11 protein-coding genes are annotated in these 12,311 nt (G+C 46.2%); 5 read left to right on the forward strand and 6 right to left on the reverse strand.

Annotated features, from left to right (window positions below; genetic code table 11):
* The 4 genes from B3D59_RS02565 to B3D59_RS02580 all read right to left on the reverse strand — a co-directional run.
* A partial coding sequence (locus B3D59_RS02565) for an AarF/UbiB family protein (protein ID WP_286817528.1) occupies window positions 1-543 on the reverse strand: 543 nt, incomplete at its 3' end.
* A complete protein-coding gene (locus tag B3D59_RS02570; RefSeq protein ID WP_286817529.1) occupies window positions 465-1,481 on the reverse strand; it encodes an ABC1 kinase family protein in 1,017 nt (338 codons plus the stop codon). The genes B3D59_RS02570 and B3D59_RS02565, both read right to left, overlap by 79 nt.
* 23 nt (window positions 1,482-1,504) lie before the next feature.
* Window positions 1,505-1,807, reverse strand: a complete 303-nt coding sequence (locus B3D59_RS02575; protein WP_286817530.1) for a phasin family protein — start codon at window positions 1,805-1,807, stop codon at window positions 1,505-1,507.
* A gap of 25 nt (window positions 1,808-1,832) precedes the next feature.
* Entirely contained in the window at window positions 1,833-3,680 is a 1,848-nt protein-coding gene (locus B3D59_RS02580; RefSeq protein ID WP_286817531.1) for an acyl-CoA dehydrogenase, read from the reverse strand.
* A gap of 301 nt (window positions 3,681-3,981) precedes the next feature.
* Between B3D59_RS02580 and B3D59_RS02585 the strand changes: the two genes are divergently transcribed.
* From B3D59_RS02585 to B3D59_RS02595, 3 genes are all read left to right on the forward strand, one after another.
* Window positions 3,982-4,821, forward strand: a complete 840-nt coding sequence (locus tag B3D59_RS02585; protein WP_286817532.1) for an MBL fold metallo-hydrolase — start codon at window positions 3,982-3,984, stop codon at window positions 4,819-4,821.
* Window positions 4,805-6,364, forward strand: coding sequence for an AmpG family muropeptide MFS transporter (locus B3D59_RS02590; protein WP_286817533.1), 1,560 nt, complete (start codon window positions 4,805-4,807; stop codon window positions 6,362-6,364). The genes B3D59_RS02585 and B3D59_RS02590 overlap by 17 nt, the downstream gene beginning before the upstream one ends.
* A gap of 320 nt (window positions 6,365-6,684) precedes the next feature.
* Window positions 6,685-7,245 (forward strand): hypothetical protein, encoded by a 561-nt coding sequence (locus B3D59_RS02595; RefSeq protein WP_286817534.1) that lies wholly within the window; start codon window positions 6,685-6,687, stop codon window positions 7,243-7,245.
* Between the two features lie 720 nt (window positions 7,246-7,965).
* Here the strand turns inward: B3D59_RS02595 and B3D59_RS02600 are convergent.
* Both B3D59_RS02600 and B3D59_RS02605 read right to left on the reverse strand, forming a co-directional pair.
* Window positions 7,966-8,511, reverse strand: coding sequence for a MerR family transcriptional regulator (locus B3D59_RS02600; RefSeq protein WP_286817535.1), 546 nt, complete (start codon window positions 8,509-8,511; stop codon window positions 7,966-7,968).
* A gap of 44 nt (window positions 8,512-8,555) precedes the next feature.
* Window positions 8,556-8,741, reverse strand: coding sequence for a hypothetical protein (locus tag B3D59_RS02605; protein ID WP_286817536.1), 186 nt, complete (start codon window positions 8,739-8,741; stop codon window positions 8,556-8,558).
* A 446-nt stretch (window positions 8,742-9,187) separates the two neighbouring features.
* Between B3D59_RS02605 and mads1 the strand changes: the two genes are divergently transcribed.
* Both mads1 and B3D59_RS02615 read left to right on the forward strand, forming a co-directional pair.
* The gene (gene mads1 / locus B3D59_RS02610; protein ID WP_286817537.1) at window positions 9,188-9,385 is read left to right on the forward strand and encodes a methylation-associated defense system helix-turn-helix domain-containing protein MAD1; all 198 of its coding nucleotides are present in this window, start codon (window positions 9,188-9,190) and stop codon (window positions 9,383-9,385) included.
* The gene (locus B3D59_RS02615; protein WP_286817538.1) at window positions 9,382-12,291 is read left to right on the forward strand and encodes a helicase-related protein; all 2,910 of its coding nucleotides are present in this window, start codon (window positions 9,382-9,384) and stop codon (window positions 12,289-12,291) included. The genes mads1 and B3D59_RS02615 overlap by 4 nt, the downstream gene beginning before the upstream one ends.
* Window positions 12,292-12,311 lie beyond the last annotated feature (20 nt).

Genomic DNA, 12,311 nt, shown 5'->3' on the forward strand with positions numbered 1-12,311 from the left:
GGTCTGAAGCAGGGAAAAGAGATCCCTGGCGATGCCTAAAAAGTCCCGGGAGAGTCGGGGTAATGAATATTTTCTTAGGGTGGCGGACCTGATATAGGGCCGGGCATGGTTAAGGAGATCAAATTGAGGGTCTAGTGTGCGTGCCACCCCCTCAATACTGATAAATGCCTTCATCATTAAAAACAGGTCCGGAGGGATTCTCAACCCGTGCTGAGTGCAAAGCTCAAGAAACTGGTGAATCATGCGGCTGGGATTGATTTCTTCAAGCTTTCTGGACAAATATACCGCGCAAAATTGTGCGATATCCTTTTCCAGAGCCGCCATATTGACCGATACGTCAGGCTGGGTCAGACGGCAAAGCAGACGGGCTGTATTCCTGGTATTTTTTGAGGCAAGCCCCTGGAGCAGATCAATGAATAACTCCTGGGTAGTTGAATCCACAAATCCGGTCATGCCGAAATCAATCATGCAGATGCGCTGGTCTTCCAGAATAAAAATATTGCCCGGATGGGGATNNCGAAGTCGACGAACGTCAGCTTCCACGCCCGCATGCCGTCCTCGCCGAGGCCCTCCCCGGGCGTCACGAACAGATTGCCCGGATGGGGATCGGCATGGAAGAAGCCAAACTCAAATATCTGACGCATGACAAAATCGGCGCCAATGCGGGTGATTTTTTTTCTGTCAAGACCTGCCCGGTCAATGGCTTCAACATCATCGGCCTTGATCCCCCGGATATATTCCATACACAGCACCCGTTGTGTGGAATGGGACCAGTAGACTTGGGGAATGCGGATGTCCGGCTCTCTGGCGAACTGGTCAGCCATCTGTTCCATATTGGCCGCCTCCACCATGTAATCCAGCTCCTTTTCCAGGGATTGGGCAAATTCTTCAACAATTTTCACGGGTCGGAATATGGCCATATCTTCCAGGTTTTTTTCCATGACCTGGGCCAGATAGTGGATGATTTCCAGATCAACCTCGATTGTTTTACGGATGCCGGGGCGCTGAACTTTTACCGCCACCTGCTCCTTTGACGACAGTTCCGCCCGGTGAACCTGTCCGATGGAGGCCGAAGCAAAAGGAGCCTCCTCAAAGGAATAGAATACCTCACTGATGGGTCTGCCAAACTCTGAAAGAATAATTTGTCCGACCTGTTCAAACAAAAATGACGGCACCTTGTCCTGGAGTTTGGCAAGCTCCCGGGTCAAGTCCAGGGGGATCAGATCTGGCCGTGAGGATAATACCTGGCCCATTTTAATAAAGGTGGGCCCAAGCTCCTCCAACACCATCCTGATCCGTTGATTCCTGGACAGTTTCTCATGGGGTTTTGAGAACGGAATTTTATCAAGATAATGATCAATCCCCATGGCAGCAATAATATTTTCAAATCCGTACTTGAAAATAATGCCGATAATCTGTTGGTAACGAACCAGATGCCGGTATCGTTTCGTGACTCTGGAAATGGTCTTAAAACTGAGCATGGCCAGGGCAAGATGTCTGGATTTCAGGTGTCTTTTTCAATTTTTTTAGACAGCTCGTCAATCCGGGCATTGAGTTCATCAATATCCCCACGGGTGGGCAGATCCAGGCGTTTAAGTACCGACTCCACAACTGCTTCAACTTTTTTATCAAGGCTGGATTTTGCGTCGTCATACCGTTTTTTACACTCTTCCAGAAAGTCCTTTGCCTCTTTCTGGTTCATTTCAGACTGTTCGGCAAACTCCCTGGCAAAGGTTTCAATTTCTTTTTTGGAGCGCAGCGCCATGCCCACCCCGGTGAGCAGACTGTTTTTTAGGGTTTCAAGCATGTTCTTTTCCTCCCTTTTATTTTTACTATTTTGAGCCAAAGGAGACGTCCAATATATCCTCCACACAACTATCCCCTTCAAGAATGGCATCCATCTTACCATAAGATCCGGGCAAAAGGGTATTGATAAAAAATCTGGCAGAGGCCATCACGCCGGCATAAAATGCGGCCTCTTTGTTTTTCCCAGCCTTGGCAGCCACAGCTTCAGGATCAAGAGAGCCTACTTTTTCAGCCAATTTAGGTGCGGCAACACAGGCTCGCCACAGATGCATCCAGGCAAAGGCGATATCCCCTGTAATCTCCAGGAATGGGTGAGCAAAGGCATAAGCGTTAAGCACCTTTTCAGATCTTGCCCTTGCACCGATCTCATAGGCAACAACATCATACCGGTCCAGAGCAAGTTCGACCTTTTCGAAAAGCACTTCAAGCCCTTCGATTTTTTGGGCTTCAATTATGGTTTTTCTGATCTGATCCAGGAAGTATATAAAACTTTGCCCATTGTTCGTGGAGAGCTTGCGGCCCAGAAGGTCCATGGCCTGGATGCCGTTGGTGCCTTCGTAAATCATGAAGATTCTCGAATCGCGCATGAGCTGCTCTGCCGGAAATTCCTTGCAGTATCCATATCCGCCGTAAATCTGGACACCGTGGGAGCAGACCTCAAGGGCCTTATCCGTGATATAGCCTTTGACAATGGGGGTGAGCACCTCAATTAAAGCGGCGGTATTGGCCTTTAACGCCTCATCATCCGTGGTATGAACAATGTCCTCGCATTTGGCATAGTAATAGTGCAGGGAGCGCATGCCTTCGGTGTATACTTTCATGTTTAACAGCTGGCGTTTAACATCCGGGTGGTTGATGATGGTTACGTTTTTGGCTGTGGCATCCTTGCCCGCTGTAAGATGTCGGCCCTGTACCCGGGTTCTGGCATAATCAAGGGCGTTCATATAAGCGGCGGACGCCACGGCAAAACCCTGGACACCCACAAATGCCCGGGATTCGTTCATCATTTGAAACATTGCGGGCATGCCCTTGTTTTCTTCGCCGAGAAGGGTGCCGATGCAAGGTCCTTTGTCTCCCAAAGCCAGGGTGCAGGTAGCATTACCGTGAATGCCCATTTTTTCTTCAAGACCGGTGCATACCACATTGTTGAATTCACCCAGGGAGCCGTCTTCATTAACCAGGTATTTGGGCACCAGGAACAGGGATATTCCCCGGGTTCCCGCAGGTGCCCCCTCAATACGGGCAAGGACCGGATGGATAATATTATCGCAAAGATCATGTTCACCCGCAGAGATGAAAATTTTTGTACCCTGAATGGTGTAGGTGCCGTCATCGTTCAAGGTGGCTGAGGTGGTCAACGCGCCCACGTCGGAACCGGCCTCGGGTTCGGTCAGGAGCATGGTGCCGCCCCACTGGCCTGCAAACATTTTTTTCATGTACAGTTTTTTCTGGGTTTCATTACCAAAAGCTTCCACCAGTTTGGCTGCGCCGTGGGTCATGCCGTAATAGAGCATAAAGGCGGAGTTGGCGCCTACCATATATTCCAGGGCTGCGCACCCCACGGTTTTGGGCATGCCCTGGCCGCCCACCTCCGGATCATCACACATGGCCAGCCATTCACCTTCGCAGAACAGCTTCCAGGCCCGTTTAAAAGAGTCGGGTGTGGTCACGTTACCGTTTTCAAGGGTGCAGCCGATCTCATCTCCGTCTTTAAATGTGGGCAGAATCTCCTTAATGGCAAGGTTCCTTGCTTCCGAGACAATCAGGTCAACGGTCTTTTTATTGAATTCCTCAAATAACTCATGGTCAACCGTTCCGATTTGTTCATGCAATACAAAGTCGACATCGCGCCTGTCTGCAATTGGCTGTGCCATATTATCATTCCCTTCTTAAAACTGTTCATGGTTGATATAGGCATGTGTTGCACGCAACAACATACCGACTAACGAAAAGCATGGTATATGTAGTATAAAAAATTTAATATTTCCAAATTTTTTTGAAAATTGTTTAGCTGAATTTCTAAAATTTTTTTTTTATTCCCGCCTTTATTAATATAAGGAGGTTTAAATATGGTTATTTTTTTGCTAAATAGAGTTAATTATCGGCCCGGTTTCATATGAGTCTAAGATGTTAGTTCCGTAAAATAACTGTCTAACTGATGGATACAAAAGACGCATGCGAATAAAATGTTGGGGAGCTAGAGGATCAATCTGTGTATCAGGGCAACAATATACCAAGTACGGCGGCGATACCACCTGTTTTGAGATCCAGGCGAATTCGGGTGAGGTTGTGATCATTGACGCCGGTACCGGCATCCGCAGGCTTGGAAAATCCATGGTTCAAAAAAAAATTAAGAGATGTTATCTGCTTTTGACCCATACCCACTGGGATCACATCATTGGTCTGCCCTTTTTTCATCCCCTGCTTGATGCGGATACCACAGTCCACATCCAGGACCGGACCTTTGCAGGACTGACAACGAAACAGGTCATTGACCGGGTCATGTGTATGCCTTTTTTTCCCGTCGGATTAAAGGACTACAACGCAGATATCCGGTTTGATTCATCTCTGAACAACCGTTTTTCCATCGGCAGCCTGGATATTGAAACAATCCTCACCTCCCATTCCCAGGACAGCATTGGATACAGGTTTACGGAAAATGGGAAAACATTTGTGTTTCTTACGGACAATGAACTGGGATATACGCATTCCCAGGGCAGAAGCGTTAAAGAATACATCGCCTTTTCAAAAGATGCGGATTTACTGTTCCATGACACCGAGTACACGGATGATGAATACCTGAATAGAAGGGGGTGGGGGCACTCCCGCCTGTCCGATGTTTTGGATTTAAGCGTTAAGGCGTCAGTGGGGCAGCTTGGCCTGATTCATATCAACCAGGACAGAACCGATGACCAGGTGGATGCCATGGTTGACCAGTGTCGCCGATTTTTCAATAATAATCACCTCTCCACCTCCTGTTATGCCGTTGCTGCGGATTTTGAAATTTTTCTATAACCCTTCAAAAGCCTGGGAGGCTGCCAAGAATTTTTCCCACCCCAGGGTGGTCGCCATGCTCTTTTTCGGGTTCAGCGCAGGGCTGCCCATTCTGCTGATTTTTTCATCTCTGTCACTTTGGCTTCGTGAGGCAGGTATCCAGCGTTCGGCTGTCACCTTTTTCTCCTGGGCAGCCTTAGGGTATTCCTTTAAATTTATCTGGGCGCCGTTGGTTGATCAAATGCCCATTCCCGTAATGACCCGAAGGCTTGGCCGGCGCAGGGCCTGGATACTTCTGGCCCAGATCTGCATTGCCGCGGCCATTTTTGCCATGTCCATGATTGATCCGGCAAAGGCAGAGAACTGTTTATCCTTGATGGCTCTGGCTGCCGTGGCCTTAGGCTTTTCTTCGGCCACCCAGGACATTGCCATTGATGCCTACCGCATTGAATCGGCAGGCGAAGCGCTCCAGGCCTTGATGGCTTCGGTGTATATTGCCGGATACCGGATCGGGATGCTGGCCGCAGGTGCAGGTGCCTTGTTTATAGCCCAGATCCAAGGCTCAACCCCGGGCGCTTATGATTACACGGCCTGGCGCACGGCATACCAGATCATGGCCGGGCTGATGGCCATTGGGATGATCACGGTATTTGTAATTAAAGAACCTGCAATAACGGAAAAAGAAGCAACTTGCGCCCGGCACAGGGATCATGCGCGGTTTTTTATTCTTTTTTTAATTTCTGCGGCTGCTTTTGTGGGGTGGTTTTATTTTTCATCCGGGATAGCATCCACATTAAAAGAACAGGTGGCCCTTGTTGTGAAAAATCATTCTGCCGCCGGATTTATAGTTGAAACCGCACGGCTTGCCGCAGGGCTTTGTTCAGCACTTCTGGCGGCAAGGGTGATGGTGGCCCTGAAAGTGGCGAACATGGAGATGATCCGGTCCGCCTATGTTGAACCGGTTTCGGATTTTTTTTTGCGGTACGGCGCAGGCCTGGCCTGGCTGCTTCTTGCGCTTATCGGCCTGTACCGGATTTCGGATATTGTTCTAGGTGTTATTTCCAATGTCTTTTACCAGGACATGGGTTTTTCAAAAATTCATATCGCAAGCATCGTAAAAACCTTCGGACTGTTCATGACCATTGCCGGCGGTTTTCTGGGGGGCACCCTGTCCATTCAGTTCGGGGTGATGCGCATTCTTTTTGCCGGGGCATTGCTGTCAGCGCTGACAAACCTGCTGTTTGTTCTCATGGCCTGGACCGGTCCGGCCCTGCCCATGCTCTACCTTGTGATCTCCGCGGACAACCTGGCCGGCGGCCTTGCCGGTGCTGCATTTGTGGCCTTTTTATCCAGTCTGACCAATGTCAGGTTCACCGCCGTTCAATATGCCGTATTTTCGTCATTAATGACTCTTGTGCCAAAGGTATTTTCTGGATATTCCGGGGCCATGGTGGACCAACTGGGATACCCTGTGTTTTTCACCATAACCGCCGTGATGGGTATCCCGGTTCTTATTTTAATCCTGATCTGCGGGGTTAAACTGCAAGTTAAGGACCGCAGATGAAATTCAGCAATTCTAAATTTAATAAAGTATAATCCTCTCTCAGTCATAGTCCATACTAACCCCAAGATCACTGGTGAAATTCGGTGCATTCTAATTGTTGAAATATAAGGGTAAAAATCAAGGTTTGACCCCATGACACGCAGGTGCTATATATTGCGGCCTACATTATGTTATCGTTTGACATCAAATTATTGGATAAAAAAACTTGAGCATCAAGTAACAGATAAAATTTTTTGCAACCTATCCTGGATGGTGATAAACACTCTGTGTTTGGATTTTTTGTGATACTTCCATATGTTCAATTTTGTAAGGAAAATGAAATGAAAAAAATGATTTTTTTTATATCTATATTGTTTATATTTATAACATCAAATCAAGCTGTCGCCTTGCCAGAAGGCTTGCAACCAAGCACTGAGAAAATGTTAATTGGTTCGTGGGAAGTATCTGTATATATTTCGCCTGCTGAGATAGCACAGATGCTTGGTGAATCTCTTCCACAAAATTTAAGTATAGCACTAACAGGGTCTGGTTCTCACACTTATCATGTTGGAGGGAAATGCAATACTGATGGGCAAGTTACATTAAGGTTGAATCTGGAAGGTCAAGAGTTACCTCTCAATTTTTTAGTACGACATGCAGGGACATGGGAGATACACGACAACATAATAGTCGAAACTAATATTAATTCGGTTGTAATCCCTAATGACCCAATTACTATGAACGTAGTGAACGTATCACCGGAATATCAATCAATGTTTACGCCTGGTTCGGGAGACTCCACGTCTATGAAAATAATTCACATTTCAGAAAAAATAGCAGAATTGAAGATGATGGAACCACCATACCGCAGTTTTACATTAAGAAAAAAGATTGGAAAATAGATTCCCGACTCGGTAGAACTCTGGAGAACATAAAGACTGCTGAGTAACCAGCTCTTTAACTATGCAACCTATTTGCTTTTTTATCCATCTTATCTTGCATGTTCACTTATCTGACGGGGTCTCATTCGAATAGTAAGAATAACCAGATCTGCATGAATATTTAAAATATGAATGACGAAATCATTCAACATAATTTGGAAAGGCTTGCAAATTTTTTCTTCAATTTGCCACATAATGAACCACGTACTCTTATGGTATTTATGTAGCGAGTTTTTTTTGTTGCGAGTTCTACCCAGCCTGACCCAGCGGAACCCCGCCCCTATTTAAAAAAAATAATACCCCGCTGCTCTCTGCCTGTTCATATGGTACGAATAGCGGAAGGACTTTAAACGTTGGATATCGATATACTTATGGGCTGCTTGATCAGCGGTGAAAATGGCATAGATGGCCTTTATTGCAGGGCTGTGTTATGCTTGTAATATGAACGGGAATTTTGATCACAGAGGCTAAAAACGATAGAAAAAATTATGTAGCCAATTTTTTTTAGGATTTTTTAAATGTGCCGTAACCCTTTGAATTATAAAACGATACCCACTTGCACGAACGTTGTTGAAATGCTCTATAAATTCAGATAGTTAAGCCCACTCGCAACATAATGGTATACAGGCACGCTCAAGCCTATCTGAAAGCCGTATTCAATAATAAAAATAGTCAACGCCTTTACTGGCAATTGTTTATGAGCCTCCGAGATTGATACCGAATATCCTTTGCCTCTATCTCCGATATTCCTAATGACAGCAAAAAGTCATGGTGGGCTTCTGGAGATCGGGATTCAAATTCTGCGTGCCATTTCATCATGGCTGGTTCGTCCATGCCGGCAGCCTGAAGCATTTTTACCCACATCTGTTTGTCAATGGCAGGCCCGTAAACGTCGCTGGTCATTTCTTTGAGTAGGCAGATTAAGACCTGCTGCTGGCGTTTTAGATCGACTATCTGCTGTCCGATTTCCCATAATCGATTCTCAAGTATTTTTACACTTGGGGCATTATCTGAGTCCAGCAGTTTTTTTATATCAGCCAGGGCCAAGCCTGTATTGCGAAAGGTGCAGATTTGGTTAAGCCTGTCATGATCTTTTTGCGTATAGAGACGATAACCCGCCTCTGACCTATCAGAGGGGATTAAAAGACCAATTCGATCATAGTAAAGCAGGGCACTTCGTGAAAGGCCGAACAATCCGGATAGTTGAGAAATGGAATAGGTTTTCATTTTTCGAAAGAGTGGCGACCGCCAATGCTGCCGCCACTTTTTTTCTATTTGCTGTTGCCCCGGATCTCAACGATCTTTTCGGGAGGAATCCTCAACCAGGAAAGAAAAGCCTTGTGCCCCTCCGGGTGGCTTTTTTCAAAATTATGATGCCATTTTTTCATTTGATCTTCAGTCAGTCCGATCTGCTTGAACATATCAACCCAATTTTCTTTGGTCAATTGATGTTGCATGATTACACTTCCCCTTTATTATAAGTTTTAGTTTCTACCACGGCCATGACAACGACAGTTCTAAAGGGTGAACCAATAGACGGGTCAAGCACTTTTGTTATCGAACCGGTTGAATTAAAAGATTCAGTCATATCTGTCTTATATTTGACAATGTATGGATTAACAGGGATAGTCCGGGGTTTTTATTTGCCTAAAAACGGTCCTTACCTTGGACATAGTCCTCACCCCAAGCCCCTCAGCATGATTTGCCAAATTTTATATTTCAGGCATCAAATAACAAAAAGTGAATCAATTTTGGAAAACGCTAAAGTTCGGTTCCACTATCCATGCCAATCTTTCATTCAAAACCTTATTAAACCCAACTAAACCTGGTTGACAAAAAACAGACACCGTGTAAAAAGACAAACTAAACCAATTTGACCCTATACTCTTCAAAGGTGTAAAAAATGGAAGATCGTTGGTTGTCAGTCGAGGAGATTGCTCAATATCTGGGTGTCAGCAAAGATACAGTTTACACATGGATAAACAAAAAGAAAATGCCTGCCCACAAAGTCGGCCGTCTTTGGAAATTTAAGAAAGATGAAGTCGATATTTGGGTCCGTGACGGGAAAGCAAATGGTTCTAAAGAGGGTGAAGATCAGTGAAACAATCTGCGGGAATACTTGACAATAAATCACTGGGAAATGTTGTTTCCGAGCTCAAAGGAAATATTGCTTCCGGCTGCACTCTCTCCGTGGTTTCCGCACTGTTTTCTCTTTACGCCTACGATGAACTGAAAAAGGAACTTTCAAAGGTTTCCAAGTTCAGGCTTCTTGTACCAAATCATGGAGATGGAGATGGAGATGGTTTTCTTAAAAACCTGTCCGGAAATCACTTGGACCGTGGTCTTCGGAATCGGCTTGATGTTACTCGTATCGCACGGGAATGCTCGGAATGGCTGAAACAGAAGTGTGAAGTCCGCAAGTTACCTTCACCGGTTCATCAGAATCTTATTCATTTATCTCACGCCGGTAATGATGAGTACCTTGCTATTGTGGGCAGCTCATCTTTCACCACTGACGGTTTGGGTATCGTTCCATCTGAATCCCACCATATGAACACCTGCTTTCGCAGTTCCGGTGAGGCACATTCGCTTATAAAGTGGTTTGACGAACTGTGGGCTTCCGGAAAAAACAGCAATGATTTTGAAGCGATTCTTCAGGACGCTCTTGTGCTTGTTTATTCAGACAAAACTCCCCAACAAATCTATTTCCTGACTCTGTTTAATATCTTCAGGGATTTTATCGGCGAGCTGGATGAGGACAAAATCATCAAGCCCCAGACCGGAATCAAGAGTACACAGGTCTGGCAGAAGCTTTACAAATTTCAGCGGGATGGCGTTCTTGGAGCCATCGATAAAATCGAACGCTACAATGGCTGCATTATCGCAGACAGCGTGGGGCTGGGTAAGACCTTCGAGGCGCTGGCGGTCATCAAATACTACGAACTCCGCAATGACCGGGTTCTGGTTCTTTGCCCCAAAAAGCTAAGGGAAAACTGGACCTTATATACCGTTAATGACAAACGAAACATCATGGCTTCGGACAGGTTCAATTATGATGTCCTCAACCATACGGATCTGACCCGTGTGCGAGGAATGTCCGGGGAGATCAATTTAGAGACCCTGAACTGGGGTAACTACGACCTGATCGTTATCGACGAGTCGCACAATTTCAGAAACAACCCGGCCCGCAAGGATGATTCTCTGACCCGCTATTCAAAGCTGATGAACGAGAGCATCAAAGCCGGCGTAAAAACCAAGGTGCTGATGCTTTCGGCGACACCGGTAAACAACCGGATGAACGACCTGAAAAACCAAGTCGCCTTTATCGTTGAGGCAAAAGATGACGCATTGAAGACCAACGGTATTCCCAGCATCGAGCAGACGCTGAAAATGGCTCAGACGCGCTTCAATGCGTGGTTGAATTTGGACGACTGCGAAAGAACCACCGAATCCCTGCTGGAGACTTTGAATTTTGACTATTTCAAATTGCTGGATCTCCTCACCATTGCCCGATCCAGAAAGCATATCGAAAAATATTATGATGTAACGGAAATCGGAAAATTTCCGGAGAGGCTCAAGCCCGTCAATATCAAGACAGACATTGATACAGAGGGACGCTTCCCGGCTCTTGAAAGTATTAACAAAGACATTCGGCTGCTTAATCTGAGCGCCTATGCTCCGCTGAAATATGTTTTGCCGCAAAAGGCTGAAGAGTATAGCCGCAAGTACGACCGAAAGGTGGCCGGCGGTTCCATGTTCAGACAGGTAGACCGTGAACAGAGCTTGATTCATTTGATGCGGGTTAACCTGTTCAAACGAATGGAAAGCTCTATCAACTCCTTCACAATGACGCTGGAGAAACTACTCGGCGAAGTAACAGGGTTGATTCAGAAGATTGCGGACCATGACAACAATTCATCTGTCGAAGAGTTTGATATCGAAGAGATTGAAATAGAAGATGACGCCTTTTCCCCTTTTGTTGTCGGCAAAAAGGTCAAAGTCCTGATTCAAGACATGGATACGGTTCGCTGGAAACAAGAGCTTGAGGAGGATCGGGAAATTCTGGAGAAGCTCATTTCGTCTGCACGAGCAGTTAAGGCTCCGCAAGATGAAAAGCTCAGGAAACTGAAGGAGCTCATTCGTTACAAAGTCACCCATCCGATTAATCCGGACAACAAAAAGCTCATCATTTTCACCGCATTTGCAGACACCGCCAAGTATCTATACGAAAACACAGCAGAATGGGCACAGCGGGAGCTGGGAATCTATGCCGCCTTGGTGACTGGTTCCGGTGAAAACAAAACCGAGATGCCCGGCATACGCAAAGACCTGGCCTCGATCATCACTTCTTTCTCTCCGGTATCAAAAGAGCGTGACAAAATTGATTCTTCTCTCACTGCTGAAATTGACCTGCTGATTGCCACGGACTGTATTTCAGAAGGACAAAACCTGCAGGACTGCGATTACCTGATCAACTATGACATTCACTGGAATCCGGTTCGAATCATTCAGCGTTTTGGCCGTGTTGATCGACTGGGCTCGAAAAATGACAAAATCCAACTGGTGAACTTCTGGCCCAACATGGAGCTGGATGAATACATCAATCTGGAGGCCCGCGTTTCCGGTCGCATGGTCCTGTTGGATATTTCGGCCACTGGTGAAGAGAACGTCATTGAATTTACCGATTCCGGGAAAATGAATGATCTCGAATACCGCCGCAAACAGCTTGAGAAGCTTCAGAACGAAGTGGTTGATATTGATGACGTCGAAGGTGGCATCTCCATTACCGACCTTACGCTGAACGACTTCCGTATGGATCTCAGTGACTACATAAAAGAGCATGAGAACCTACTGGCGCGGATACCCTCTGGCGCGTATGCCGTGGCCAGCATCAACGACTCTTTAAAAGGTGAGTTCTCACCCGGAGTGATTTTCTGCCTCAGAAATGAAGGCGCTCAAACCGTTTCAGACGCCACCTATGCTTTGTCGCCTTACTATCTGGTCTGAGGTGTCCAAACCACCACATT

This window comes from Desulfobacter sp. UBA2225, assembly GCF_002348205.1.
Taxonomy (GTDB): Bacteria; Desulfobacterota; Desulfobacteria; order Desulfobacterales; family Desulfobacteraceae; genus Desulfobacter; species Desulfobacter postgatei.

What these genes read in the sequence shown, in the direction of transcription:
- B3D59_RS02575 (WP_286817530.1), bottom strand. Translation starts at nt 1,807, where the DNA reads ATGCTTGAAACCCTAAAAAACAGTCTGCTCACCGGGGTGGGCATGGCG.
- B3D59_RS02580 (WP_286817531.1), bottom strand. Translation starts at nt 3,680, where the DNA reads ATGGCACAGCCAATTGCAGACAGGCGCGATGTCGACTTTGTATTGCAT.
- B3D59_RS02585 (WP_286817532.1), top strand. Translation starts at nt 3,982, where the DNA reads ATGCGAATAAAATGTTGGGGAGCTAGAGGATCAATCTGTGTATCAGGG.
- B3D59_RS02595 (WP_286817534.1), top strand. Translation starts at nt 6,685, where the DNA reads ATGAAAAAAATGATTTTTTTTATATCTATATTGTTTATATTTATAACA.
- B3D59_RS02600 (WP_286817535.1), bottom strand. Translation starts at nt 8,511, where the DNA reads ATGAAAACCTATTCCATTTCTCAACTATCCGGATTGTTCGGCCTTTCA.
- B3D59_RS02605 (WP_286817536.1), bottom strand. Translation starts at nt 8,741, where the DNA reads ATGCAACATCAATTGACCAAAGAAAATTGGGTTGATATGTTCAAGCAG.
- mads1 (WP_286817537.1), top strand. Translation starts at nt 9,188, where the DNA reads ATGGAAGATCGTTGGTTGTCAGTCGAGGAGATTGCTCAATATCTGGGT.